The following is a 26548-nucleotide window of genomic DNA, read 5'->3' as shown; positions in this document are numbered from 1 at the left end:
AAGACATTCCGATGAACGAACAGCTCGCCGCGCTCGAAGGAGACCGGTCGAGTCTCGACGTCCGCACGAAGGGCACGCACGCTCTTCCCTCCCGTCATCCCGGCATGCTTTTGGCCGGGATCACGGATATGGCAGCATCGGCGCCCCCCGCTGCTGCAACAGCATCCCCATATACCCGAACTCCTGCGTCTGATCGTTGATCATCCCCTGTGTGATTCGCTTGATCACCGGTGAGTGCAGCAGGGGAATGGCCTCGTGGGCCATGTCTATGCCGCCCTGATGGTGGCGCATCATCAGTTGCAGGAACAGGATTTCCGCGTCGCGGCCCTTCAGCTGGTGCAGGCGGTTGAGGTCGTCCCAGGTTGCCATGCCGGGCATGGCGGGTGGGGGCGCGGGGGCGGCGGAGGCCATGTGCCCCATGGCATGTGCCGTCGTCTGCTGCATCCAGGCCATGGGGTGCTGGCCCGTTTGCGGCTTGTCGAACAGCATGAGCCAGCCGCGCATGATGCCGATCTCCTGGATCTGGTTCGCGGAGATCTGCTCCGCCAGCAGGGCGACGACCGGGTCCACGCTGCCCTTGTCGAGGTATTGCGTCATGAACACGGCCTGCTCGTGATGGGTCGACATATCTTGTGCGAAGCCGATTTCCGCGGCGCTGAGCGTGATCCCGTGGTCGCCCACGGCGTCGGAGCCCGGAATCAGCGGGCGCAGCGCCGCGCCCATGGCCAGCAGCAGGATCGCGGTGAGCACGCCCGCCACCGCCGGCACCCAGCGTCGTCCGAGGATCGTCACGTCAGGCCCCGACCGTCGAATCCTGGTTCGACGGTGGCGAATACACGTGATTGTCCAGCTGGATCACCATGAATCCGTTGTCGCTGCACGTGGTCCACAGCTGCGTGCCGTGCCACTCCGGCGGCGACAGGCACCAGTCCGACGACAGATCGCCGTTGAACGCCTGCGCCGAGCGAGAGGTCAAGGTGTTCAACAGGTTCAGCTTGCCCTGGAACCCGGAGCGCCCGATGGCCATGAACTCCAGCAGCGGCAGCCCGATCACCGACGCCTGCGCGTGCGGCGAGTTCACCAGATTCAGATTCTCGCCGGTGCGGGCGGGCGGGTTGTAGTAGGCGATCTCGTGAATATTGTTCGGATCGCGGACATCGAAGACCCGGATCCCCGACGACAGCCACGAGCACGCCATCGCCGTCGGATCGTCCTGCCGGTCGACGGTGCAGTAGTGCGGATCGTAGGTCAGCACCGAACCACCCTGGGAGGAGCGGACATTCTCCTCGATATTCGCGGGCGTATCGATCGCCAGCTTGAGCCGCTGCACGATCCGCAGGTTCGCCGGATCCGAGACATCGATGAGTTTCACACCGCCGGAACCGATTTCGTCCGGCGTGAAGGTATACGGATGACCGTGGTAGAACACCGGAATGCTGTGCTGGGTGACCTGCCCGTCGGTCCAGAACAGGTGACCCAGGTGTGGCACTTGCGGATTCGGATCGCGGCGCTGCACCGCGCTGACGTCGAGCACGGTCATCCCCGCCCACGCCGACAGATACAGCCGGTTCCCGTCGGGACTGATGCCGAACCCGTGCCCCTCGATACCGGTCAGGCCCTGCCAGATGATGTGCGGGTTGGCCGGATCCGAGACATCGATCGCGCTCAGCAGGCCCGGGAAAACGCCGGAGGCCCAGTAGGTGTTGCCGTCGGGGGAGAAGCCGCCCTCGTGCGACAGGAACGGCATCGGCATCGTCAACTGGGTGCCCGCCCCGTGATTGAGCAGCCGCGGATGGGCGCAGTCGGAGATGTCGTAGATCGAGAAATAGCCGCCGCCCGCGATGCCCAGCGGAACCGCGGTGGCGGCCAACAGCTTTCGGGTCTTGTTCACCTTGAGCGTCTCGAAGGTGCCGCCGACCATGGCGGGCTCGCGCAGCATATCGGTGCGCACCGGATGCGCCGGATCGGAGGCGTCGAGGACGGTCACGCCGCCGTCGCCCTGTAACAGCTGCCCGGGGAAGAACGTGCCCGTATAGGAACAGTGATCGAAGGACGCGGACAGCATGCCGCCGCCCGTGCCCTGATAGCCGCCGACGAACGAGGTATTGCAGGTGTAGCCCTGTTTACTGCGGCCGTCGTTGCGGTCGTCGGCGGGCACATCGCCCTGCAACCCGGTCTCCGGCCGCGAGCCGGGCCCGCAGTCGGCGGTCGGCACCGAATCCTGGCCGACGTCGCCCAGTATCTGCCCCAGATCGTCATCCGCGGCGGCGACCCCGGGGAGCAGGGCCGCCACCATCATTCCGGCCACCAGCAGGGAGCCGGGCCGCACCCGAGACCTCATCAGCCAACCACCCTCTTGCCTCGCCGCTTGCGAAGATTCGAAATACACCCGGTGCTAGACGCTATAGCCGGGGGGTTGGGCGGGGCACTAGCAGGAAGTTGCGATACGCCGTACTCGGGAATTGTCCTACGTTGTACCGGGTGTGACGATCACCGGGAGGCGAAAGTCGATGACGAGTTCAGCGGTGACGGGACCGAACAAGCTGCGCGCGTACGCGCGGCTCGGTAACCTGTATTTCTTCGATGTCCACCTGTGTTTCCTGGTGGGTTTGTCGGTGCTGCCGTTCGCGGCGCTGCGGGACGGGACGAATTGGATTTCGCTGGTCGCGCTGCTGGCCGGTTATTTTCTGGTGCATCACGCGACCGCCGCATTCGACGATATCACTGGATTCAAGGACGGCTCCGACGCGCGGAATTATCTGAACAATCCGAGCTATCTGCGCAAGGCCGAATCCAAACCGTTGATCACCGGCCAATTGGAATTGCGGGAGGCGCAGTGGTGCGCCTGGGGCTGCGCGCTCGGCGGTTCGGCGCTGCTGATCGCCGGATTCCTGGTCGCGCCGTATCACCCGATCTGGCTGATCGCGCTGGCGCTGGTGGCGGTGCTGCTGTGCGTGCAGTATTCCTACGGGCTGAATCTGAGCCATATCGGCGGCCAGGAGTTGGTGCTGTTCTTCGGTTTCGGCCTGCCCGTCGCGGTGATGTCGCTGCTGTTCACCAATGGTCTTACCGCGGTGGCCGCCATGGAATCGGTGCTGATCGGGCTGTGGTCGGTGCTCACCTCGATGTACTCGAACCTGCACGACCTCGAGGTGGATCGCGGCAACGGTCGGCTGAATATCGCTACCGCGACCGACGACAAAGGGTATGCGCGTGCGGTGGCGGGGCTTTCGATTCTGGAACCCGCCATCGCGATCGCCTTCGTGGCCTCGACGACCGTGCCGGTGCTGTATCTCGTCGCCCTCGTGCCGGTATTCGCGTTGCGGGCGATGCAGTACCGCAAGGGTTTCGGGGCGCACGACGCGCTGCTGGCCCGCATGTACGGTCGGCGCATTCACGAGCTGGGCATCGCGCTGCTGGTGCTGGCGAATATCTACCACTTCCATCGATAGTCGAGATCCCGGCGAAAAGCATGCCGGGAACTCAGGTGACCGAGAGGCCGGGAACTCAGATGATCGAGAGGCCGGGACTCAGATGATCGAGAGGCCGGGAACTCAGATGACCGAGAGGACCGCCGGGAACTTGAATGAGAGGACCAGTCCATGACCGAACGGATCGTGGTCGAGGCCGATGCCGTCAGCAAGGAATTCGCCTTCGGCGAGACCACCGTCCACGCCGTGCGGGGGTGCAGCGTCACGGTCCGCGCGGGCGAGATTCTGGCGATCGTCGGCAAGAGCGGCAGCGGGAAATCCACCCTGTGCAACCTGCTGTCCGGATTGGATCGGCCGACCTCGGGCACGGTGCGCCTGCTCGGCCGCGACCTCGCGGAATACGACGAGGCCGAGATGTCGCGGCTGCGGGCCCGGCGGCTCGGCTTCGTGCTGCAGAAAGACAACCTGGTGCCGTCCCTCACCCTGGCCGAAAACGTCGCGGCCCCACTGATTTTCGGCGGCGCGAAGCGCAAGGCGGCGCTGGCGAGCGCCCGGGAACTGCTCGGTCAGGTGGGCCTGGACCATCGCGCCGACGCCTGGCCGGGCACGGTGTCCGGCGGTGAGGCGCAGCGCGCGGCGGTGGCCCGGGCGTGCGTGGGCGAGCCCGCGGTGGTCTTCGCCGACGAGCCCACGGGCGCACTGGATTCGGAGAACGGGCGGGTGGTGATGGAGCTGTTCCGCAAGCTGGTCACCCAGCACGACGCCGCGGGCATCATCGTCACCCACGACCTGGATCTGGTGGTGGACGCCGATCACCTGATCCGGTTGGTGGACGGCCGAATCGACGAGGAACGGGTGGGCGTGTGAACGAGCTCGGTCCGATCACACTGGTGGCCCGGTCGCTGGCCCGCGGCTGGGTGCGGCGGCCGATCCGGCTGATCGCGGCGATCGCCGCCGGCGTCGGCGGCATCATGCTGACCACCGCGGTGCTGCTGCTCGCGGCCACCGTCATGGGCGCGATCCGCAATGCGCCGGTGCAGGGCATCGCCCCCGGCACCGTGGCGGTGGAGGCGCAGTCGCAGGCCGGGATGTCGGCCGCGATGACGCAGCGGGCCGCCACCGCCTCCGGCGCGCTGACCTCGCGCATGCTGGTGGCCAATACCAAGCTGAACATCGGCGGCGCCTTCCGCTCGGTCATCGTGCTCGGCGTCGATCCGTCGCTGCCGACCATGCTGGATTCCTCCGCGATGGCGCTGGACTCCGGCCCGGCCGCGCTCACACCGGGCGCGGTGTATCTGTCGAAGAGTTGGGCTGCCGCACAGGGCATCTCGCCGGGTGCGCAGATCGCGGCGTCCACGCCCACCGGGGTGGTCCGCTGGAAGGTCGCGGGCCTGCTGAGGCAGGACTTCGCCAATCGCGGCGCGGTCGTGATCGCGCCGATCGCCAGCGTCGCAACGGCTTTCGACCGCGGGACCAATACCGACGTGCTGTTGCTGAAGCCCGCGAGATTCGACGCCGCGCAGACGCGCACGGCGGTGTCGTCGGTGCTGGACGGCTCGGCGGCGGTGAAGGATCCGAAAGACCTGTTCTCCGGCTACAACCGGACCTTCAAGACGCCGCTGTCGATTCTCGCGATGTTCGCGGCCATCGCGATCCTCACCGCGAGCGTGGTGCTGTTCCTCACCTGGCGGCTGGTGCTCACCGATGCGGGGCCGATCCTGGCGCGGCTGCGGTTGTTCGGCGCCCGGCCTCGGGATCTGATGCTCGGCTCGGGCGCGGTGATGATCCCGATTCTGTTGGGCACCTATGTGATCGGCGCGGCGGCCGGGCTGCTGCTCGGAAGCCGGTTGTCCGCCTTCACCACTCAGATCACCAGCCTGACTCAGCAGGCGCTCAATCCCGGATTCCCGTGGCTGCCAGCGGTGCTCGGGGCCTTCGGCGGTGCGGTGGTGATGTTCGGTGTGGCCTGGTTGTCGGGGCTGTACCGGTTGCGCAAGGTCGCCGCCATCGACGCGGTGAACAATCGGGATCGGGCCGCCGCCGCACCATCGGCGATCACCCGGCCGGTGCTCACCGCGGTCGCCGCGCTGGTGCTCGCCGTGGTGATCCTGGTGTGGGCGCCGACGCTGCTGAAGGCGGCGGCGCTGGTCCCGATCTTTTACGCCGTCGCGGTGCTGTGCACGGTGCTGCCGGTGGTGGCGGGAACCGCACTGCGCCACGCCGATTCGGGTCCGGCGGGGCTGTTCGTCGGCAGGCAGCTGGAGGTGGGCTGGCGGCGCAATGCGGCGCTGAGCATCACCTTCGCCGTGGCCATGGTGACCGCGCTGGCCATGTCCGGGGTGTCCACCAGCATCAAGAACGATGTCGCCCACTCGGTGGATCGATGGTCGACGGTGAATCTGTTCGTGCAGGCCGCGCCGACCGGCGAACTGCTCACCGGCGAGGCCATGCCGATCTCGCTGGAGGGCGAGCTGGAGAGCCTGCCGGGCATTCGGTCGGCCTACGGATTCTCTTATGCCAGTGTGGGTATCGACGGGGCGCGCTATCCGCTGTGGTCGTGGAGCGGGCCCCGGCTCGCCGAGCTGACCCGGCTGCGGGTGACCGACGGGCCGTCCGACGTGCTGAACAGCCTCACCGACGACACCATCGGTGTCTCCTCGAATTTCGCACGGATCCACCGGATCCGGGTGGGTTCGCAAGTGAATCTGCCGCTGCCGGACGGGCATCGCGCGGTCCGGGTGGCCGCGGTCATCGACGATTCGGTCTCCGACGGCGGCACGGTGTTCGCGAGCGAGGGGCTGTATCGGCAGCTGGTCGGCGGGACCGGGGTCAATACCATCGGCATCGACCTGGCCGCGGGCGCGGATCGGGCGAAGGTGGTCGACGAGGTGAAAAGCCTGCTGCGCGAACGCTATCCGCGGGCGCGGACGATCGATGAGGACGGCCTGCGGGCCAGCTTCGTGTCGCTGACCGGGCGGCTGGTGAGCGCGTTCGAGGCTTTCGCCTGGGTGATGTTCGTGGTCGCGACCGCGGTCGGGGCGGCGACGCTGGCCTCCAGCCTGGCCGAGCGGCAGCGCGCCATCGCGCTGACCCGGCTGGCGGGCGGCGAGCGACGCGCGGTGCGGCGGCAGCTGCTGATCGAATCGGCGATCATCGGGGCGATCGCCTGGGTGGTCGCGGTACCCGGTGGCCTGCTGGCGATTCCGGCCATGATCAGCGCCCTGTCCATCCAGAGCGGCCTGCTCCCCGCGGTCACCATCCCGGTTCCCCTGCTGGCCCTCAGCCTCCCGCTGACCTTCGCGGCCGTCGCCCTGGCCCTGTTCGTGGCCCGGCGTTCCTCACAGGAGATCCCCCTGGCCGAACTGGTCGCCCAGGATTAAGGCTGTACACCCGTGATCCCGGCATGACACCCGTGATCCCGGCATGCTTTTGGCCGGGATCCCCTCAAAAGGTATTGGTACACAGCAACTCATAGGCCCGCCCCGCGTCCTCCGGGAACACCAGGATGCGTAACCGCCCCTGCCCCCCGCGGCGCTCGGCATGCGCCGGACCGATGGTGGCGCGAATGCCGTTGTCCTGCAGCAGGTTACGGACACCCTGGGCGGTGGCCGCCGCGGAGACGGTGGCCACCGCGACGAGCAGGCCGTAATCCTCCACGGCCGGTGCGGCCGCGCGACCGAAACGAAACCTCATCGCGCGAGTGTAGCTCCGCCCGCCGCGGCCACCAGCGGGGGTGGCGCGAAAATGCTTTTACCGATAGATTTCCGATACCTTCGGTACTGCTTTCTCCCCTGTGCATATGCCCTTCCTGTTCCCGGCATGCCGGAATCAGGAAGTTTGCGCGGTTGGGCGCGGGTAATGATTGCTGAACAGAAATGCTAACGATTCAAATTGACGAGTGGATAGCAGGGCGTAGCATAAGGAAGGTATCCCTGTCTGCCCGTTGTATCGAGGGCGTGACTACGACGCCGTGTCAGATATGAGAAATTGCCGGTAGCAAGGAATTGCTATTCCCTAGCTGTGTAGATCGTGATATGAGCGCTGGACACCGTATGGACCCGGTCATAGCGGACGCCGATCAATTCCGCCCCAGCTCACGATCCATCGCGTGAACCTGTTCCAGCAGTTTCTGCGAGACTGCTTGATAACCAATGAAAGATTGTTATCGTGTACCTCACGTCCATGAGGACTCGACCGACACGGATTCGGAAATGCAGTGACGCATGAGGCGACCATCTCGTGCGAGTGGGTTATGAGCTGATATGGGAGCGGGGGGCCGTGATCGAATACAGCCTCGCCAAGGTGCCACCGGTGAATTCCTCCGACAGTGCCCGACTACTGGCCGGAACATATCGACTGCCGGTCGCGGCGCATCGAGAGGCCGAGCTGGCCGAACTGGAACATATGCTGACCGGCCCGAAGGTCCGGTTGCTGACACTCACCGGCACCGCCGGTGTGGGGAAGAGCAGCCTGGCCCGGGAGGCATTGCAGGCCGGGAGTTTCCGGGACAGACGGATCCCGATGGCCGACCTCGCCGGGGCCGCCGACCGGCAGGCGGCGTGGCGGATCGTCCTGGAGGCGATCGCCCCGCACCTGGCCGCCGAGCGCCTTGCCGACGAGGCCGACGCGTCGATCGTCCTGCGGGAGGTGGAGCGGGCCATCGGCCCGGTCGGCGCGATACTGCTGCTGGACAACTGTGATCCGGTGGTGGGCGCGATCTCCCGCGATATCGCCCGGCTGCTGCAGCGCTGTCCGCAGCTGACCATCGTCGCGACCACGCGGGTCCCGCTGAACCTGCACAGCGAGTGCGTGTTCTGCGTCGTCCCGCTGCCCGCGGGCGATCCGGCGAAGGACTGCGTGCCCGCCTCGTCCCCGGCGTCGCAACTGCTGCTACAGAGCATCGACAGCCACTACCGCGGCTCGGTCACGATCGCCGATCAGCTGGTGCTGGACGAGATCGCGCGGGCACTGGACGGCGTGCCGCTGGCGCTGGAATTGGCCGCCGCCACCATCGCCCGGGTGGGCGCGGTCCGCGCGCTGCGGCTCATCGAGGCGGGCGGCGACCTGGAATCGGCGCGATTCGTCGACACCCCGAAGCGGCACCGCACCCTCTACGACGCGGTGAACTGGGGCCTGGACGCCCTGAGCGCGCCCGCGCGCGATCTGCTGCTGCGGCTGTCGCTGTGCGCGGCAGCGGTGGACCGCAGCACCGCACACCTACTCGGCGGCGCCGACGCCGAGGCGACCGCGGACGCACTCGCCGAACTCGTGAATCACAGTCTGCTGCACTACCGTTCGGACGAGCACGGCAATGTCACCTTCGCGCTCATCGCCACCGTCCGGGCCTGGTGCCGGCGCACCCTCGCGAGCGACCGGGCGCGGGCGCGGCGGCTGCGCTACGAGCATGCCGAGCGCATGGCGGAACTGGCCGACACCCTCGGTTTGTGGCTGCGCCGCCGCGACACCGGCCGCACCGTCCCGGAGACGGCCGCCCGGCTGGCGCACGACTTCCTGGGCACCATCCGGCAACTCGGCGAGACCGGTCGCCTGGATGCCGCCGTGCGGCTGGCGGCGGTCCTCGAGGACGTGTGGATTCAGCTCGGATTGCTCGGCGAGGTGGAGCTTTTGGTGTCGGGCGTGCTGGTCGCCCCGACCGAGGACCGGCCCGGCGCCGCGCACCGCCGCTGCCTGGAACTGCTGGGCCGGTGGTCGCTGCGGGCGGGCCGGGCGCACCGCGCGGTCGACCTGCTCACCGAATCGGCGGCCGCCTGCCGCCGCAGCGGCGATCGAGACGGCGAGCGCCGGGTGGCCGCCGTGCTGGCCGAGGCGCTGCGCCGGATCGGCCGCCGCTCCGAGGCCGAGGCGCAGCTGCGATCGGCCGCCGAATCCCCGGAGCCGGGATTCGAAACCGATTCCCGCGCAATAGCTCTCACCGCCGCCATGCTGGCCCTGCCCGCGCCGCCGAACCGGTCGGACACCGAATGGGTGGACCTGCGCGACCGCATCCAGCAGATCGAGCGGGAGGGCGTTCGCCTGGCGGCGATCAACGCGCTCGCGCGCACCCAGCTGTCGCGGGACACGGCGGGACGAGCGGTACAGCTGTTCGCGACGGTGCTCGGCAGCCAGCAGGCGGATCGCTGCCTGCTGGAGACGATCGGCGCGCTCGAGGGCTGCGCCCAGGCGTACGCGTTCGCCGGTGCCGAACACGCCGAGGCGGCCGCGACGCTGTGGCTGGCGGCGCGGCAGTTGCGCGGCCGCCACGGCATCGGGCAGTTGGAGGGCGACGACACGCTCCGCGGCCTCACCGAGGGGCGAGAGCTGCTGGGCGAGAAAGGTTTCCGCGAGATCATGCAGAACATCGCCGACATGGACCTGCCCGAGGTGATCGCCTACGCCCGCTCCATCCCCGCCCTCCCCGACGACAACGGCTCCTCCCTCGCGGTCCTCACCCCCCGCCAGCGCGAGATCGCCGAACTGGTGGCCACCGGCATGACCAACCGCATGATCGCCAGCCACCTGGGCCTGTCCGAATGGACCGTCGTCAACCACCTCCGCCAGGTCATGGTCAAACTGGACTGCCCCTCCCGCCTCCACGTAGCCCTCGTCGTCGAACGCGAATCCCAGTCCCCCACAAGCCTTGTGGACACCACCGAACTCCCGATCACCCCGCAGCCGGACACTTGCCAACCCCACCGCAACCGCGCGGGGTGACGATAGATCCCGGCCAAAAGCATGCCGGGACCATGAGCGTCGTCACCATGATCCCGGCATGCCGTCACCATGATCCCGGCATGCCGTCACCATGATCCCGGCGTGCCGTCACCATGATCCCGGCGTGCCGTCACCATGATCCCGGCGTGCCGTCACCATGATCCCGGCGTGCTTTTGGCCGGGATCACATCCCCAAGCGCAGCAACACTTTTGCGGCCGTGCGGGGAGCGACGGCGTTCAACGGCCGGAGGAGGTGGACCGCGTAGGGCTCGATGCGGAGGGGGCGTTTGTGGATGGCGGTGACGAGCCACTGGGCGGCTTGTTCGGGGGATAGGGCGGGGAGGTTCGCGTACTTGGTGGTGGGGGCGATCATGGGGGTGCGGACGGAGGGGAAGTTGACGGCCGTGGTGTGGATGCCTTCGAGGGACAGTTCGGCGTCGAGGCAGCGGCCGAAGGCGACGAGGGCGGACTTGGAGGCCAGGTAGGCCGAGAAGTACGGGGAGGTCTCGAAACCCACGCCCCAGGTGCCCACATTGACGATGTGGCCGCCGCCCGCCGCGCGCATGGCGGGGAGCAGGCCCAGGGTGAGCCGCACCGCGCCGAAGTAGTTGATCGCCATGGTGCGCTCGTAATCGTGGACCCTGTCCAGGGATTCGGCCACCGCGCGGCGAATCGACCTGCCCGCGTTGTTGATCAGTACATCGATGCGATCGCCCCCGGCGAGCCGGGCCACCAGCGCGTCCACCTCCGCGGGCCTGCTCAGATCCGCCACGTGATACTCCGCGCAACCCCCCGATTCGCCGATCTCCTTGTGCACCAACCGAAGTTCCGTCTCGCGCCGGGCGACCAGCACGACCCGTGCCCCCTGCGCGGCGAGCGCCAGCGCCGCGGCCCGGCCGATGCCCGAGGAGGCGCCCGTGATCACGATCCGCAGCCCGGCGATCGGCCGCCGCCGGGCCCGGCGGCAGGGACGGGTGGGCGTGCGCAACAGTGCGGCGGAGGCTCTCATACCCCGATACAACCAGCCCGGCCCTTCGCCCGAAAGGGTGGACAGCAGTTTCTTGCTAGTGCCTTGTCACGCAACCTTCGGTAGGTAATCGGGTCGCCGGATCTTGGAGCCGACAGCGAAGTTGCGGACAGGTCCGGCGTGCTGGTTACGCCAGCGGATGTAGTCGCCGATGACCGCGTCCTGCTCGTCATGGCTGCGGTGATCGGTACCGTTCAGCGCGAAGTAGCGCAGGGCGGCGAACTCGCATTCGATGCGGTTCAGCCATGAGGAGTAGGTCGGCAGGAACACCAACTCGATCTGGTTGGCGGCGCACCACTCTCGCACCTCACGCCGTTTGTGGACCGAGTAGTTGTCGCAGATCAGGTACAACTTCTCGCCCGCCCAGCGGGCCCGCAAGGTCTTGAGGAAGGCCAGAAATTCGGTCCAGCGTTTGCGGTCACGGATCCGGTAGTACAACTGCCCGCTGCGCAGGTCCAGGGCGCCGAGCATGTGCCGCACGCCTTGGGTTCTGTTGTAGGTCGCTCGCAGCCGCTTGGGCCGGCGACGCGTGAACCAGCCGCGACCGGGCCGCGGCTGCAGATTCAACGGACCGAACTCGTCCACACAGATCACGCGCCCGTCTGCGGGTGGATGGTCGTAGAGGTCGAGCACCCGGTTCATCTTCTCGGTGAACTCGGGATCGTTGCTGGCCTTCCAGGTTTTGGTAGCCTGCCACGACACCCCACCGGCCTTCAGGATCCTGCGCAGCGTCTCGCGGCTGATTTCGGCGATCCTGTTGACCGCCAATACCTCTCGCAGTTTCGACAGGCTCCACGTCGTGAACGGCCAGCCTAGATCGAGGGGGCAGCACCGGGCGATCCGACAGATCCGATCACGCATCGCCTGATCGGTCTTCGCCGGTCTGCCCCCTCTCCATTTTGGGTCGAGCGCCTCGAAGCCCTTCTCGTTGAAATCGTGGATCACTTGCCGCACATACGATTCCGATACTTGCATCAGCTTCGCGATGAACCCGACCGGCTGATGCTGCGCCGAGGCCATCACCACCACCGCCCGCCGCATCCGCACTGGTTGCTTGCTGCGCCGGGCGATCTGGGCCAGCTTGCGACCCTCCTGCGGGGTCACCGCTCTGACGAACACATCCGGCTTCCGAGCCACCGGCACCACCTCCGCCAGGCAGCATCACCGGCCGACCAGTGGCGAGCAACCCGACACCCCGACGATTAACGCATCAACCTTTCCGGACGAGGCACTAGTGCACCGGATACCTCGCGCAACATACCGTTCATGAGGTCGAGGTCGGTAACCGGTCAATCGATACAGATTCGCTTCCGGGGGCAGAAGGCATATGAACGCACAAATGCAGGGCATGACCGCTGCGACCCATTCCGTCCCGTTCTTCACGCAGGCCGCCTCGTTTCGCCGGATGTGGCCGGAGATCCGTAAGAACGTCGACGCCGTATTCGATCGCGGTAAATATTCGCACGGGCAGCAGGTGGCCCAACTCGAGCGCGCGATCGCCGACTACACCGGGGCCCGATTCGCGCTCGGCGTCAACAGCGGCACCGACGCGCTGGTGCTGCTGCTGCGCGCGCTCGGCGTCGGGCCCGGCGACGAGGTGATCGTGCCCGCCTACACCTTCTTCGCCACTGCCTCGGCGGTCGCGCTGGTGCACGCCACCCCGGTCTTCGCCGACATCACCGCCGACGGCGACTACGCCATGGACCTGGACTCGGCGGCCGCGGCCGTCACCGCCCGCACCCGGGCCGTGCTGCCGGTGCACCTGTTCCACCAGCTCGCCGACCTGCAGGCGCTGACCGCCTTCGCCCGCCGCCACGGCATCGACCTGATCGAGGACAGCGCCGAGGCGATCGGCATGCGCTGGAACGGAATTCACGCGGGCCTGCACGGCCGCGGCGGGGTGCTGTCGTTCTTCCCCACCAAGACGCTGGGCGCGCTCGGCGACGCGGGCATGGTGATCACCGACGATCCCGACATCGCCGACCGGGTGCAGACGCTGCGCCACCACGGCCGGATGGGCCGCACCGTCGACCACATCGCCGGAATCTCCAACCTGTCCGGCTCCTCCGGCACCAACAGCAAGATGGACGACATCCAGGCGGCGATCCTGCTGGCGAAGCTGACCACGCTGGACGCCGACATCGACCGCCGGGCCGCGCTGGCGGCGCGCTACGACGAGCGCCTCGCGGGCATCGACGGCGTGCTGCGCACCCCGCGAGTGCTGCCGCGCACCGCCGACACCAACCCGGTCTTCTACGTCTACCTGATCGAGGTGGAGCGTCGCGACGAGCTCGCCGAATACCTGACGGTGCAGGGCATCGGCACCGAAATCTATTATCCCCGCCCGCTGCCGGAACAGCCGTGTTTCGCGAACGAGCGGAATACGCCGGACAAATTCCCCCATGCGACGGCGGCGTCTCGCCGAGCCATTGCACTGCCGTTCTACCCGGATCTCACCGAACACGATATCGACGTCGTCTGCGACGCGATATCGGCTTTCTATCGAGGCGATCACCGATGATTCCGTTCTTTCCTCCCGACCTTTTCGAACCGGATCGCGACACGCTCGAGAATCTGCTGTTCGAGCTGGGTACCGGAGCCGATCAGAAATTCATTCTCGGCGCCCGCACCGCGGAATTCGAGGCGGCGATCGCCGAGGCCAGCGGGGCGACGCACACGGTGGCCTGCTCCAGCGGCACCGGCGCGCTGGAGCTGTGCGTGGCGGCGCTGCGCCTGGGTCCGGGCGACGAGGTGATCGTGCCCGCGTTCTGCTGCCAGCCGGTCGCCAGCTCGGTCGTGAATGCCGGTGCCACACCGGTTTTCGCGGATGTCGACCCGTGGACGATGGTGCTGGACCCCGATGCGGTGCGGGCCGCGATCACCCCACGCACCCGGGCGATCATGCCCGCGCACGTGTTCTCGATCATGGCCGACATGCCCGCCATGCGGGCCATCGCGCGGGAACACGACCTCGCGCTCATCGAGGACGCGGCGGTGGCGCAGGGCGCGGTGCTCGACGGCGTCCCCGCCGGGCGCTGGGGCGATCTGGGCGTGTTCTCGTTCTTCCAGGTGAAGGCGATGGGAACCGCCGGGGAGGGCGGCATGGTGCTCACCGAGGACGCCGAGCTGGCCGCCGCGGTGCGCATGCATCGCAATCACGGCCAGGACGGCAAGACCCGGTTCCTGCATCACGTCGTCGGCCAGAACAAGCGGTTCGACGAGATCATCGCCGCCTTCCAGCTGGCCCGGCTGCCCGGTTTCGCCGACCGGCTGGAGCGGCGGGCACGGATCGCCGACTACTACACCGAGCGCTTCGCCGGGCTGGCCGACCGCGGCGTGCTCGCGCCGCCCGCCGGTCGCAACGGCCGCTGCTACTACGTGTACTCGCTGCTGGTGGACCGCCGCGAGGACCTGCGGGCGTGGCTGTCGGCGCGCGAGATCGGCAGCCACGTCTACTATCCCGTGCCGCTGCCGCAGCAACCGGCCTTCGACGCGTGGGCCGGTGCCGGATCGTGGCCGCACGCGCGGTCGGCCAGCGACCGCAACCTGGCCGTCCCCATCTGGCCGCATCTCACCGACACCCAGGTCGAGTACATCGCCGATACCGTTTGCGAGTTCGTGGCATGACAACTACAGAGCGAATCGAGAAGGTGGTCGTGCTCGGCCAGGGGCACGTCGGGCTCCCACTGGCCGTGGCCGCCGCCGAGAACGGTTACGACGTCGTGGGTTTCGACGCCGACCCGGAGCGGGTGCGCACCCTGGTCGGCGGCGTCTCGCCGATCCCGGACGTCACCTCGCAGCGGCTGGCGGCGCTGCTGGCGACGCACCGCTACCGCCCCTCCGACACCGCCGCCGATCTGTCCGGCTTCGATATCGCGGTGATCACCGTGCCCACCCCGCTGAACGCGGACCGGCAGCCGGATCTGGGCGCGGTGCGCACGGCGGCGACCGAGGTCGGGCGGCGCGCCCGGCCCGGCTGCCTGGTGATCCTGGAGTCGACCAGCTACCCGGGCACCACCGAGGAGGTGGTGGCGCCGATCCTGCGCGCGGAGTCCGGCCTGGAGCCCGGCGTCGACTTCGCGCTGGGCTTCAGCCCCGAACGCATCGATCCGGGCAATGCCCGCTGGACCATGGAGACCACCCCGAAGGTCGTCTCCGGCATCGACGACGCCTCGCTGTCGCGGGTGCGAGAGTTCTACGGCGCCTTCCTCGATCGCGTGGTGACCGCGCCCGAACCGAAGGTCGCCGAGCTGGCGAAGGTCTTCGAGAACACCTTCCGGCAGGTCAACATCGCCTTGGTGAACGAGCTGGCGATGCACGCGGATCTGCTCGGGATAGATCTGTGGCAGGCGCTGGAGGTGGCCGACACCAAGCCGTTCGGGTTCATGAAGTTCCTGCCCGGCCCCGGGGTCGGCGGGCACTGCCTGCCGATCGATCCGCTGTATCTGTCCTGGAAGGTCGCCCGGGACACCGAGCAGCGGTTCCGGATGGTCGAACTCGCCGACCGCATCAATGCGGAGATGCCCGCCTACGTGGTCCGGCGCATCGAGAAGGGGTTGCGGCGCCGCGCTATCGCGGCGGTCGGCGCGCGCGTGTTCGCGATCGGGCTGGCCTACAAGCCGAACGTGTCGGACCTGCGCTGCTCGCCCGCGCTGGAGATCTGCCGCCAGCTGGTCGCGGCCGGTGCGGATGTGCACTACGCGGATGCGCTGATCGCGGAGAAACCGGAGCTGGCCGGGCTGGTTCGTTCCGAGGTGACCGCGGGGGATGTGCGGGCCGCCGATGTGGTGGTGATCCTCACCGATCACGACTACGTCGACTACGACCTCATCGTCGAGAACGCGACCTATGTCTTCGACTGCCGCCGCCGGCTGCCCGGCCGCCCGCACGTCGAGCTGCTCTGAAAGGGAATCGCCATGGCACGACCGATCCAGTTGGGCACGGTGTTCCACGACCACGCGGCCAAGGCCGTCCGGACGACCGTGCATCTCGACCATCCCTTCGACATCGCGCCCGACGGGGGCGTGGTGTACGACGGGGCGGCGCTGGCGCGGCTGGTCGACGATACGGCGGCCTGGCTGTACGGGGCGGGGGTGCGGCCCGGCGATCGGATCGGGGTCGTCAAGGACAATCACTTCGACCTGGTGCTGACCGCGGTGGCGGCCGCCCGCATCGGCGCGGTGCCCGCGAATATCGCGGCGGTGAACGGTCTTTCGGCGCAGCGGGAGCTGCTCGCGCGGCTGGATCCGAAGCTGGTGGTGATGTCGGCGAGCGTGATCCGGCGCATCCTCACCGAGGGCGTGGACGTGCTCGGCGGTCGGCGCACCGTGGTGCTGCCGTCGCGGAGCGTGCACCTGGACCGCAGCGAATTACCGGACAGTGCCGTACCTTTCGACGATGTGCGCGGTGCCGCCGCGGCCCCGGTGCGATTCGCCGATATCGATGAGCCGCTGCTGATGACCCACACCTCCGGCACCACCGGCGTGCCGAAACTGGTGGTGCAGTCCACGCGGACGCTGCGCGCGGCCAGCCGCCTCGAGCTCATGCCGATCCCGTTCGTGGTCAGCCGCCGCAAAGACGTTGTGCTGTCCTCGATTTCGTATGCGCACTGGCGGGCGGTGACCTTCGCGATCGCGCAGACCAGGTTCGCGCCCACCAGGCTGGTGATCGTCGCCGACCACGATCCCGACAATGTGGCCCGCATGCTGACCGAGCACCGCCCGACCAGTATCGAGGCGTGCCCCAACATCTTTCAGCGCTGGCGCGGCCTGACCCGCACCCACGCCGACGCCCTGTCACAGGTGCGCCTGTACATCAGCACCTTCGACATGGTGCATCCGCCGACGGTCCGCTCCTTCCTCGAGGTGTCCCGGCGGCGCTGGCCGCTGTGGGTGGCATCGTGGGGCCAGAGCGAGGTCGGCCCGATCTCCAGCGCGATCTTCACCCGCGCCCGCCTGCGCCGCGTCGGCAACCCGGTAACCAGTGACGTCGGCTGGACCATGCCCACCGTAGCCCGGGTCCGCGTCACCGACCCCGAAACCGGCCGCCGCCGCGGCATCGGCCGCCAGGGCCTCCTGTTGGCCGCCAGCAAGGCCCGCTGCCTCGAATACCTCGGCGAACCCGACCGCCACGACCGCAAAAACGGCGGAAAGTGGTGGAACACCGGCGATATCGGCTACCGCGACTGGCTCGGCCGCCTACGCCTGGTAGACCGCGAGGTAGACATCATCCCCGGCACCAGCGGCCTGGCCCTGGAAAGCACCCTGCTGGACCGTATCCCGACCGCCACCGAGGTCACGGTACTGGGTGTCCCCGGCCAACTCCCGGTCCCGGTCCTCTGCCTCGACGGCGCCCCCCTGAACGACCACCAATGGCAACAAGCAGTATCCGACCTCCCACCCCTAGCTCCACCGGTAATACTCCCCTGGCCGGCCCTCCCCCGCACCGCAACCTGGAAAATCCGCCGCCACGAACTCCGCCACGCCATCCTCGGCACCAACGCAGTCCACGGCACCGGCCTATGGACGTGACGCCATGACAAAACAAACCCCGACCAGAACCCACACCCGCCCCTCCGGCCCGGGTCCCACTGGCCGTCCCGGCATGGGCGCCACTGGCCCTCTCGGTGTGGGTCCCGCTCGTTGTTGCGGCGCGGGCACCACTGGTCGCTCCGATGTGGGTCCTACTCGTCATCCCAGTGTGGGCACCACTTGTCGTCCCGGTGTGGGTCTCGCGTGTTGTCCTGGCGCGGGTCCCGCTGGTCGACGCGGCGCGGGTCCCGCTGGTCGTCCCGGTGTGGGCACCACTGGTCGTCCCGGTGTGGGTCCCGCTCGTTGTCCCGGTGTGGGTCTCGCGTGTTGTCCTGGCGCGGGTCCCGCTCGTTGTCCCGGGGCGGGTGCCACTTGTCGTCCCGGGGCGGGTGCCACTTGTCGTCGCGGCGCCGGTGCCACTCGTCATCCCGGCGCGGGTCTCACTTCTGGTCCCGGCGTGCTTTTGGCCGGGATCGCTTGCGGCAGGGCGGGTTCCGGGCGAGAGCGCGTCGGAAGGGCGGGGAGAGGACGTGGTGGGGATGGATAGGAAGGAGAGCCTGGTGACGGCTGGGACGAGCGATGTGATCGAATCGGGCGAGGTGGGGCTCGTCTGCGGGCCGCGTGCCGATGAGCTGGGTGCGGTGGTGGAAAGTGTGTTGGCGCGTGTGCCGGATCCCTTTGCGCTGCGGCGGTTTCCGCGGGAGGTGTTGGCGGGGCTGGGTGAGGCCGGGGTATTGCGGCGGCGGTGGGACGCGGCGGCGGGGACTGCGGGGGATATGGAATACGCCGTGGCCATGGGTGATGCGTTGAGTACGCGGGCACCGGCGGGGATTGCGATCGGGGTGTCGCTGCATACCGAGACGGTGCTGTCGCTGCTGCACCGATTCGCCGGGGAGAACGAGTATCTGGTCGAGCTGCGGAAAGACGCCCTGGAGGGGCGGAAGGTGGGGGCGATCGCGGCCAGCGAGCCCACCGGCGGCAGCGACCTGTCGGCGGTCACCACGCTGGCCCGGCCGACCGCGGGCGGCTGGGTGATCAACGGGGCGAAAAAGTACGTATCCCTCGGTGCCGTAGCCGATTTCGCGGTGGTGCTGTGCCGCCTGGCAACCACCGACGGCTCACCCACGGATCGGCATGCGACCCTGGTGGTCCCGCTGGATCGGGCGGTGCGGGTGCGCGAGCACGACAAGCTCGGCACCCATGCGCTGGACACCGTGGCGGTGGAGTTTCGTGAGGTCGAGGTGGGTGCCGAGGCGCTGCTCGGGCGGCGCGGGCTGGGGGTGCTGAACCTGAACTACGGCCTGTCCTTCGAACGGTTGGCGATTGCCGCGCAGGTGGCAGGGGGGTGTGCGGCCGCGATCGCCCTGGCGGTCGAACATGCCGAGCGCCGAGTGCAATTCGGGAAGCGGCTGCGCGATCACCAGTATCTGTCCTTCCGGCTCGCGGAGTTGAGCGCCGAGGTGGAGGTCCTGCGTTGCGCGGTGCACGATATTGCGCGGCAGGTGATGACACGACCGCTGGACCGTGAACTGATCTCCCGCATCGCCGCCGTGAAACTGTGCGCCGCCCGCGCGGGCGAGCGAGTGATCAGCGATGCCATGCAAACCTTCGGCGGCCCCGGCTATCTCACCAACGAGACCCCATTCGGCCAGTTCTGGAACGACATCCGGGTCTCCCGAATCGGGGCGGGCACCGACGAGATGATGCTCGCCATTATCAGCGACACCCTGCGTGGCGCACCGGACATGTACGACCGCCTGATCAGGATCACGCAATGACGGCCGCGCAGTCGGCCGTATTGGTCGCCGGGCTGAGCGGGCAGGTCGGTCAGGGCTTCGCGGAGGCGACCCTCTCCGACACCCTGGACGGCACAGGCCGTTTCGACCTGCGCGCGGTGGTGCGGCGGCGGTTGCGCACCAACCTCGGCGGCCTGTCGGCGGCAGGCGGCCGAATCACGCAGCTGGTCGGCGACGTGACCACACCGTCATGGGCACTGAATGACGCGGCGCTGGAACAGCTTTCCGACATCCGCGCGATAGTGAACCTGGCCGGAATCGTCGACTGGACCGCCTCGCAGGCCGAGATGGACCGCATCAACTACCTCGGCGCGGTCACCGGATACGAACTGGCCCGCACCCTCTCCGAACGCCTGGGCCGAGCGGTGCCGTACCTGTACGCCAGCACCGCATACGTGGCAGGCACCCTCGGCGGCCGAATCCCGGAACAGCAACACGCACCACACCCGGACCGCACCCCCTACGAGCTGAGCAAGTGGTTCGCCGAACGCCACCTCCTGCGCGCCGCGAGCAAGACCGGCCACCCGGTGCTGATAGCCCGCATCGGCGGCGTAATCGGCAGTGCCGCAACCAGGTCCACCACGCGATTCAGTTCCCTGTACCAACTGGTGGCCCCCCTGTCGCGCGGCCAACTCCCGCTGCTGCCGGTGCAATCCGGTGCGCGCGTGGACATCCTGCCCCGCGACGTCGTCGGCGAGGGCCTGGTGCGCCTGCTGTCACGCGGTGCCGCAACGGATTTCCGCGACTGGCGCGGCGGCGTCCTGGTGCACCTGTGCGCCGGGGAATACGCCCCGACCTTGGCCGCCCTGCTGGCCCTGCTCGATTCGAAGGACGTCGAGCACCGATACCGGCCGCCGCGACTGGTCACCGTCTCGCCCCGAGCGCTGCGCCTCGGCGAGAACCTGACCCTGAAATACGCGCGCTGGAACCGGGAACTGGGCAATCGCCTCTACGGCCTGCGCTACGTCTCGATGGACCGCGTCTTCGAACGCGTCCGCCTGGTCGAGCACACCGGCGGCTGGGCGCCCGAGGTCGACGCCGACACCGTGCTCGATGTCGCGTTCGGGCTCGACTATGCCCGTCCCACAGACGATTTCGCCGGTCTGCCGATGGGGAGGTTCGTATGAGAGTGCTCGTCGTCGGGGCCACCGGCTACCTGGGGCGCGCGGTCACCCGCCGCCTCGCCACCGACGGTCACGAGGTGATCGAACTCAGCCGCTCCGGCCGAGCCACGGTCGGTACCGGGGTGGTCGGCGATGTGCTGCTGCCCGGATTCGGCCTGCCCCAGGCCCAGCGTGCCGAACTCGCCGGGGTGGACGGCATCGTCACCTGCTTCGGCTCGGTCGGCATGTCCGCCGACCCCGCCGAGGTGGTGAACATCCACGTCACCGGCATCCGCACCGTCCTGGACTTCGCCGCGGGCTGCCCCGATCTGCGCCGCCTCGTCCACGTGTCCAGCGTGCTGGCCCTGGGCCGCGCCACGGGCGAGCTCACCAATCGCGACCTCTCGCGCGGACAGACCTTCCGCAACTGGTACGAGTACGCGAAATACCGTGCGGAACTGGTGGTCCGGCGCGAACGCTCGGTCCCGGTGAGCGTGCTGCGGCTGGGCACGCTGCTCGGTCCCGCACCCGCACAGGTGATCCCGCGCACCGGCGGCCCCGTCGCCGCGCTGCCCCATGTGCTCAGCGGACTTCCGCTGGTGCTCGAGCGGCGCGGCGAGTACCCGGTCTACGCCACCGATATCGCCGCCGCGGCGGCGGTGATCGAAAACCTGCTCACCGCACCACGATCCGTCCCCTCCTGCACCTACTTCGATCCCGACCTGCCGACCATGGCGCAGGTGCTCGGCGAATTGTGCCGGGCCTGGAACGTGACGCCGAAACTGATCGAGGCCGACGGCCTGGCCCTGCGCGTGCAGCGCGGCCTGGCCCGCCGCTTCGGGGTGGAGCCGGAGGTCGCCGAGTACGCCCGCCCGCTGTTCCGTTTCGAGCCCGGCATTTTCGACGCCCTGCCCGGCGGAGCGATGCCGTCCACGCCGGGCTACCTGGCCGCGACCGGCCGGGCCCTCATGTCCGAGGCACTGATGTCGAGCGTGACCGCGGCGGCGGCACCCGAGAAAGGGGAGTGGCCGTGACGGTCGCCGAACGCTGCCGGGTCGACACCGCACCGCATCCGGTCCTGCGGGTGTACTCGGCCGGGAACTTCGGGGAGATTGCGCCCCAACGCCTCTCACCCCTGTCCTGGTCGCTGGTGGGACGGCCCATGGAACTGGGCACCCGCGTATTCGTATCCACCATCCTGCGAGACCCGGTGTGGGCCACGGGATCCCACTACGTCTTCACCGGCTATTTCAACTGCCGCCCGTACCACAACCTCAGCGCCTACTGCCACATTGCAGAGCATGTGGACCTGCTGACCCCGGAGGACGTGACCGCCGCCTACTTCGAGGGCATCGAGCCGCCGCGCACCGTCCTCGGCCGTCGCCCCGGCCGGGTGAGCCGCAATCAGGCCGCCTACCGCATGCTGCGCGAACTGGTGAATCTGCGCCCCCGGGTAATCGAGCTCGAACAGCAGGTGTTCGACTACGAGAACCGAGTCGACGACACCATGAGCGCCGGAACCGACTGGCGCATAGGCGAACTGGCCGAGGTCGGCAATACGCTGCTCGAAAGCGCCTGGCACCTGCACATAATCGGTACCGCCGGGTCCATCGCCGCCGACGTGCTGCAACGCACCGCCGTCAACCGGCTCGCCGCGCACAGCGCCTCCATCCTGAACTGGCTCAAGGAACCCGCCGAACTCCCGTGGGGCCCACTGGTGGAACTGGCGCCGATCGAGGGCGGCCCCGCCGATTTCGTGCGGCGCCCCTTCTACGAGGTCGCCGACGCCCAGGCCCCGTGGTGCGACTACACGCTGCCGCCCATGAATGCCGCCACCGCGAAAAACCGTGACGTCGTGGAGGTATCGCCCCGCGAGGCGCTGGTCGGCATGCAGGGCGCGCTGCGCGGACGAGCCATCGACGCCACCGTGCTGTTCCTCGGCGACGTCATGGCCCTGCGCGAGCACAGCAAGTCGCTGGCCATGCGCCTGCTGCACGCACACCGACGCTTCGTGCCGCGGCTGGCCGAACTGCGCGGGCTGCGCGCCGACGAATGGCCGTATCTGGCCATGCCCGAACTGCGCGCGGACACCATGCCATCCCGCGCCGAACTCGAAACGCGGCGACTGGCCTGCGAGGACGCCCTCGCCATCGAGATGCCGGATTATCTCGACCAGACCCCGGGCGCGCCCGAACGCAGCCAGCCGATGCGGCGGCCGCGCGGCGTCTCGGCCGGGGTGTGCGACGGCGTCGCCATGGGCTTGGACGAGATGCCGAGCGCGCCGGGCGCAATCCTGGTGTGCGAGAGCGCCGATGCCAACATCATGCCGCTGCTGCCGTTCATTTCCGCGGTGGTGACCGCACGCGGCAGCCAGTACTCGCACATCGCCATCATCTGCCGGGAAGTGGGCATTCCCGCGGTCGTCTCGCATCCGCTGGCCGCGGAGATCAAGTCCGGGCAACGCGTCCATGTGGACGGTGACAAAGGAGAGGTGAGGATTCTTGACTGAGCACTACGGGCTCACCGGGACCGGGCCGCACACGGTGGACATCGACGATGCCGAGGCCGTGCTGTCGGTGATCGAGGACCAGTTGGGCGTCGGGCGGCCGCGGCCGGACCTGCGCATGACCGACTCCATCCGCGACGATATCGACCTGGACTCGCTGTCGATGATGGAGGCCCTGACCCGCGTCGAGGACGAATACCGCATCGAACTGATCGACAATCCGGAGATCGGCGAGGTGGCGACGGTCGCGGATCTGGTGGCGCTGATCCAGCGCGTCTACCGCGCCGCGCACCCGGGATCGGCAGGGGCCGAGGAGAATTCGTGAAATCCATCGTCGACTGGCTATTGGAGCCGGACCCCGGCGGCGCGCTCACCGTGTATCAGGACCGGGACTGGGCGCGCACCGGATATCCGGAGGTGGCGGCGGATTCGCTGGGTGTGGCGAATCTGCTGCGCGACAAGGGAATCGGCAAGGGCGACCGGATCGCGGTCATCCTGCCGACCGGGCGGGACTTCTTCCGCTACTTCTTCGGCGCGATGGCGCTGGGCGCGGTACCGACCGTGGTGGCCCCGCCCGGACTGCACGGCACCGCGAGCTATCCGGACTATGTGCGGGCGCTGCTGCGCACGCTGGAACCGGCGGCGATCGTGGCCGAACGCGAGACGCTGGGCCTGATCCCCGTGGCGACCGGGCGCCGCCTCCCGGTGCGGCTCGATGCCGCCGCCGCGGTGCCGCCCAGCGCGGACACCACCCTCGATCCCGCGCTCGGCGACGACCTCGCCATCATCCAGTTCACCTCGGGTTCGACCGGCACGCCGCGCGCGGTGCGGCTGAGCTCGGCCGCGGTGGTCAATCAGATCGAGATGATGAAGTCCGCCTACCCGGATCGCCCGGCGGAGGACCCCGACTCGTTCGGCTCGTGGCTGCCGATGCACCACGACATGGGGCTGATCGGCTGCTTCCTGATGCCCGCCAGCCACTGCAAGGACGTGTGGCTGATGCGGCCCGAGCACTTCGTGCGGCGTCCCGCGCTGTGGCTGGAGATGTTCGGCCGCCACGGCGTGAACCATTCGGCCACACCGAATTTCGCCCTGGAGCGGATCGTCCGCCTGGTCGGCCCCGCCACCCTGGAGGGTATGGACTTCTCCACCTGGCGGACACTGATCGTCGGGTCGGATCGCATCAATCTCGCTGCGCTGCGGTCATTCTACGAACTGCTCGCCCCCTACGGCCTGCGCCCGCAGATGGTGAAGCCCGGTTACGGAATGGCCGAGACCACCCTGGCCATTTCGTGCATCGAGCCCTGGGAAATGCCGCACGCGCTGCTGGTCGACGCGGGAAATCTCCAGGAGGGCACCGAGATCCCGGTGCTGGCCCGCGAATCCCTGACCGAGCCGGTGGCGGCGGACCCGAATACGGTCCGCGTGGTCGGCTGCGGCGTACCGCTCCCCGGATCGCGCATCCTCGTCGCCGACGAGGAGGGAGAACCGTTGGCGGACGGTCGAATCGGCGAGCTGGTGGTCGAATGCCCGTCCATGTTCAGCGGCTACCTAGGCGACGCCGACCTGCCCGCGGTCGACGGCGCCCCTCGCCACCGCACCGGCGACCTGGGCTTCCGCCGCGACGGCCACGTCTATGTGCTTGGCCGGATAGGCAATTCGGTAAAGATCAACGGAAACTTCGTCACCGCCGAGGATGTCGAAATGGCACTGGCGGACCGACTGGACATCCACCACGACAAACTGACCGCAGTACTGCGCGACCTCGACGGCGAGGGTGCGGCCGCATTGCTGATCTTCCAGCAGCGAGTCTCTCCGGAGCGGGCGGAGGCGGCCTTGGGCGTACTGACCCGAATGGGCCTGTCGCCTGATCGCGCCGCACTGGTAGTCATTGCGCCGCTTGCCATTCCACGCACGACCAGCGGCAAGCCCAAGCGGGTTGCGCTGTGGCAGTTGGTGGAGGAGCGAGGGGTGGCCGCGAAGGTTTGTCACGTCGGGTCCGGGTCTCCACTGCGGGAGCGGCTGACATGACGGGCCCACGGGAGCAGCTGGGTAACAAGGGGTTTCATCTCGACCTGTTGCGGGGGCGCGGGTATCCGGTGCCCTCGTTCCGGGTGGTTACGGCCGACGAGGTGCGGGCCGGGGTGAATCCGACTGGGGTGCAACGGTTGTTGGACGAACTGCGTGCCGAGGCGGCCGAGCGGATGGGCCTGCCCCCGTCCGCGGTCGCCTTCGCGGTGCGGTCCAGTCCGCCGGTGAGCATGCCGGGCATGATGGATACCCTGCTCGCGGTCGGGCTCACCGACGATTCCGTCCCGGCGCTGGCCACCCATCTCGGTAGCGCCGAACTCGCCCGCAACATGGTCGAGATCGGGCGTGTGGACCTGCGCACCCACCTGGGCGTGGTCCCGGAATCCCCGGTGGCCCAGGTATGTTCGGCGATTACGGCGGTCCGCGACTCGTGGCACAACGAGCGTGCCCGCGAATACCGCCGCGCCCACGACATTTCGGAGCGACTCAGCCCCGCCGTCGTCGTGCAGGCGATGGCCTTCGGCACCGGCGACCGCTCGGGCAGCGGGGTGGTATTCAGCCACGACCCACGCACCGGGCGGCGCGGCCTGCACGGGGAATACGTTGCCGCGAGCACCGGAGCCGCCCTGGTGGCCGGACAGGTGACACCCGACGGCCTGGCCCGCCTGAAACACGACTGCCCGCAGGCATACACGCTGCTCGACCGGTTCGTGGCGGAGCTGTTCGCCTGGCGTCAGGTCATGATCGAGGTCGAGTTCGTGGTCGAGCGCGGCCGACTGTGGCTGGTCCAGATGCGTGCGGCCACCGCCTCACCCGCCGCCCACAACGCGGTGACCGTAGACGCTTGGCGCACCGGCATTGTGGACCGCAATACCGCGCTGACTCGGCTGTCCCTCGACGCCCTGTGCGCGGCCCCGGAACCGCGCGCCGCCGAAGGCCACGCCCGCCTGCTGGCCACCGGCATAGCCGCCGCCGGAGGCGTGGCCACCGGCCGAATAGTCCGCGCCGCCGAAGAAGTGCTCGCCCACGCGGGAGAGCCGGTAGTCCTACTCCGCCCCACCACCGAACCGGAGGACTTCGTAGGCATGGCGAACTCGGCCGGAATCGTCACCCTGGAAGGCGGTTTCGGCTCCCACGCCGCCGTAGTGGCCCGCGAACTGGGCCGCCCCGCCGTAGTAGGCGCCCGCTTCACCGACCCCCACTGGCTCGAGAACCCCACGACCGCAACGATAACGGTCTGCGGCACAACCGGCCGAGTCTGGGAGGGCACCGTACCCACCGTCACCCCACCACCGGAATGGCCCACCGACCTCCTCGGCACCATCCCAGCCGACACCGACCGCCGCACCTACTTGGAAACCCTGACCACCTCGATACGGCCCTGATCCCCCCGTCACACACTCTTGTTCCCGC

At 68.5% G+C, this 26548-nt stretch carries 20 protein-coding genes; 15 read left to right on the top strand and 5 right to left on the bottom strand.

Translation table 11 applies throughout. The features are described from left to right. Positions 1-120 precede the first annotated feature (120 nt). Both HPY32_RS12925 and HPY32_RS12920 read right to left on the bottom strand, forming a co-directional pair. The gene (locus HPY32_RS12925) at positions 121-792 is read right to left on the bottom strand and encodes a DUF305 domain-containing protein (protein WP_231951429.1); all 672 of its coding nucleotides are present in this window, start codon (positions 790-792) and stop codon (positions 121-123) included. A gap of 1 nt (position 793) precedes the next feature. Beyond that, positions 794-2341 carry an LVIVD repeat-containing protein gene (locus HPY32_RS12920; RefSeq protein WP_067581114.1) on the bottom strand — a complete coding sequence of 516 codons (1548 nt, stop codon included), beginning with the start codon at positions 2339-2341 and terminating at the stop codon, positions 794-796. Positions 2342-2510: 169 nt separating this feature from the next. Here HPY32_RS12920 and HPY32_RS12915 point away from each other — a divergent pair, with 169 nt between their 5' ends. The 3 genes from HPY32_RS12915 to HPY32_RS12905 all read left to right on the top strand — a co-directional run bounded on the left by HPY32_RS12915 (position 2511) and on the right by HPY32_RS12905 (position 6811). Continuing rightward, positions 2511-3452 (top strand): UbiA family prenyltransferase, encoded by a 942-nt coding sequence (locus HPY32_RS12915; protein ID WP_067581116.1) that lies wholly within the window; start codon positions 2511-2513, stop codon positions 3450-3452. 150 nt (positions 3453-3602) lie between these two features. Continuing rightward, positions 3603-4298, top strand: coding sequence for an ABC transporter ATP-binding protein (locus tag HPY32_RS12910; protein ID WP_067581118.1), 696 nt, complete (start codon positions 3603-3605; stop codon positions 4296-4298). Next, positions 4295-6811, top strand: a complete 2517-nt coding sequence (locus HPY32_RS12905; RefSeq protein WP_067581120.1) for an ABC transporter permease — start codon at positions 4295-4297, stop codon at positions 6809-6811. Before HPY32_RS12910 ends, HPY32_RS12905 begins: the two co-directional genes overlap by 4 nt. 64 nt (positions 6812-6875) lie before the next feature. Here the strand turns inward: HPY32_RS12905 and HPY32_RS12900 are convergent, their stop codons facing one another. Next, the gene (locus HPY32_RS12900) at positions 6876-7124 is read right to left on the bottom strand and encodes a putative signal transducing protein (protein WP_156674113.1); all 249 of its coding nucleotides are present in this window, start codon (positions 7122-7124) and stop codon (positions 6876-6878) included. Between the two features lie 585 nt (positions 7125-7709). On the opposite strand from HPY32_RS12900, the gene HPY32_RS46140 reads away from it, so the two are divergent. After that, positions 7710-10142, top strand: coding sequence for a winged helix-turn-helix domain-containing protein (locus HPY32_RS46140; protein WP_156674114.1), 2433 nt, complete (start codon positions 7710-7712; stop codon positions 10140-10142). Between the two features lie 184 nt (positions 10143-10326). Here the strand turns inward: HPY32_RS46140 and HPY32_RS12890 are convergent, their stop codons facing one another. Further along, positions 10327-11151, bottom strand: a complete 825-nt coding sequence (locus HPY32_RS12890) for an SDR family NAD(P)-dependent oxidoreductase (protein ID WP_171982850.1) — start codon at positions 11149-11151, stop codon at positions 10327-10329. Between the two features lie 66 nt (positions 11152-11217). After that, entirely contained in the window at positions 11218-12306 is a 1089-nt protein-coding gene (locus HPY32_RS12885) for an IS630 family transposase (RefSeq protein ID WP_231951339.1), read from the bottom strand. 211 nt (positions 12307-12517) lie between these two features. Here HPY32_RS12885 and HPY32_RS12880 point away from each other — a divergent pair, with 211 nt between their 5' ends. The 11 genes from HPY32_RS12880 (at position 12518) to HPY32_RS12825 (ending at position 26520) form a co-directional block, all read left to right on the top strand. Beyond that, positions 12518-13690 (top strand): DegT/DnrJ/EryC1/StrS family aminotransferase, encoded by a 1173-nt coding sequence (locus HPY32_RS12880; protein WP_197696372.1) that lies wholly within the window; start codon positions 12518-12520, stop codon positions 13688-13690. Beyond that, the gene (locus HPY32_RS12875) at positions 13687-14796 is read left to right on the top strand and encodes a DegT/DnrJ/EryC1/StrS family aminotransferase (RefSeq protein ID WP_067581128.1); all 1110 of its coding nucleotides are present in this window, start codon (positions 13687-13689) and stop codon (positions 14794-14796) included. Before HPY32_RS12880 ends, HPY32_RS12875 begins: the two co-directional genes overlap by 4 nt. Beyond that, positions 14793-16073: a nucleotide sugar dehydrogenase gene (locus tag HPY32_RS12870; protein WP_067581130.1), complete on the top strand. Its 1281-nt coding sequence runs from the start codon at positions 14793-14795 to the stop codon at positions 16071-16073. The genes HPY32_RS12875 and HPY32_RS12870 overlap by 4 nt, the downstream gene beginning before the upstream one ends. Positions 16074-16085: 12 nt before the next feature. Further along, positions 16086-17699 (top strand): AMP-binding protein, encoded by a 1614-nt coding sequence (locus HPY32_RS12865; protein WP_082870831.1) that lies wholly within the window; start codon positions 16086-16088, stop codon positions 17697-17699. A 560-nt stretch (positions 17700-18259) separates the two neighbouring features. Then, positions 18260-19477, top strand: a complete 1218-nt coding sequence (locus HPY32_RS12855) for an acyl-CoA dehydrogenase family protein (RefSeq protein WP_171982849.1) — start codon at positions 18260-18262, stop codon at positions 19475-19477. Next, a complete protein-coding gene (locus tag HPY32_RS12850; protein ID WP_067581134.1) occupies positions 19474-20622 on the top strand; it encodes an SDR family oxidoreductase in 1149 nt (382 codons plus the stop codon). The genes HPY32_RS12855 and HPY32_RS12850 overlap by 4 nt, the downstream gene beginning before the upstream one ends. Next, a complete protein-coding gene (locus HPY32_RS12845) occupies positions 20619-21632 on the top strand; it encodes an SDR family oxidoreductase (RefSeq protein WP_082870834.1) in 1014 nt (337 codons plus the stop codon). The genes HPY32_RS12850 and HPY32_RS12845 overlap by 4 nt, the downstream gene beginning before the upstream one ends. After that, positions 21629-23107, top strand: a complete 1479-nt coding sequence (locus HPY32_RS46135) for a PEP-utilizing enzyme (RefSeq protein ID WP_156674115.1) — start codon at positions 21629-21631, stop codon at positions 23105-23107. The genes HPY32_RS12845 and HPY32_RS46135 overlap by 4 nt, the downstream gene beginning before the upstream one ends. After that, positions 23100-23429, top strand: a complete 330-nt coding sequence (locus HPY32_RS12835; protein ID WP_082870835.1) for an acyl carrier protein — start codon at positions 23100-23102, stop codon at positions 23427-23429. The genes HPY32_RS46135 and HPY32_RS12835 overlap by 8 nt, the downstream gene beginning before the upstream one ends. Beyond that, positions 23426-25135 (top strand): AMP-binding protein, encoded by a 1710-nt coding sequence (locus HPY32_RS12830; protein ID WP_067581142.1) that lies wholly within the window; start codon positions 23426-23428, stop codon positions 25133-25135. Before HPY32_RS12835 ends, HPY32_RS12830 begins: the two co-directional genes overlap by 4 nt. Next, entirely contained in the window at positions 25132-26520 is a 1389-nt protein-coding gene (locus HPY32_RS12825; RefSeq protein ID WP_067581145.1) for a PEP/pyruvate-binding domain-containing protein, read from the top strand. The genes HPY32_RS12830 and HPY32_RS12825 overlap by 4 nt, the downstream gene beginning before the upstream one ends. Positions 26521-26548 lie beyond the last annotated feature (28 nt).

The sequence above is a fragment of the Nocardia terpenica genome, assembly GCF_013186535.1.
Lineage (GTDB): Bacteria > Actinomycetota > Actinomycetes > Mycobacteriales > Mycobacteriaceae > Nocardia > Nocardia terpenica.
This window is presented reverse-complemented; position numbering and strand designations above follow the sequence as displayed.

Bases quoted from the DNA above. Each gene is read 5' to 3' on its own strand.
- HPY32_RS12900 (WP_156674113.1), bottom strand. From the start codon at position 7,124: ATGAGGTTTCGTTTCGGTCGCGCGGCCGCACCGGCCGTGGAGGATTAC.
- HPY32_RS12880 (WP_197696372.1), top strand. From the start codon at position 12,518: ATGACCGCTGCGACCCATTCCGTCCCGTTCTTCACGCAGGCCGCCTCG.
- HPY32_RS12910 (WP_067581118.1), top strand. From the start codon at position 3,603: ATGACCGAACGGATCGTGGTCGAGGCCGATGCCGTCAGCAAGGAATTC.
- HPY32_RS12850 (WP_067581134.1), top strand. From the start codon at position 19,474: ATGACGGCCGCGCAGTCGGCCGTATTGGTCGCCGGGCTGAGCGGGCAG.
- HPY32_RS12915 (WP_067581116.1), top strand. From the start codon at position 2,511: ATGACGAGTTCAGCGGTGACGGGACCGAACAAGCTGCGCGCGTACGCG.
- HPY32_RS12865 (WP_082870831.1), top strand. From the start codon at position 16,086: ATGGCACGACCGATCCAGTTGGGCACGGTGTTCCACGACCACGCGGCC.
- HPY32_RS12875 (WP_067581128.1), top strand. From the start codon at position 13,687: ATGATTCCGTTCTTTCCTCCCGACCTTTTCGAACCGGATCGCGACACG.
- HPY32_RS12870 (WP_067581130.1), top strand. From the start codon at position 14,793: ATGACAACTACAGAGCGAATCGAGAAGGTGGTCGTGCTCGGCCAGGGG.
- HPY32_RS12825 (WP_067581145.1), top strand. From the start codon at position 25,132: ATGACGGGCCCACGGGAGCAGCTGGGTAACAAGGGGTTTCATCTCGAC.
- HPY32_RS12920 (WP_067581114.1), bottom strand. From the start codon at position 2,341: ATGAGGTCTCGGGTGCGGCCCGGCTCCCTGCTGGTGGCCGGAATGATG.
- HPY32_RS12890 (WP_171982850.1), bottom strand. From the start codon at position 11,151: ATGAGAGCCTCCGCCGCACTGTTGCGCACGCCCACCCGTCCCTGCCGC.
- HPY32_RS12845 (WP_082870834.1), top strand. From the start codon at position 20,619: ATGAGAGTGCTCGTCGTCGGGGCCACCGGCTACCTGGGGCGCGCGGTC.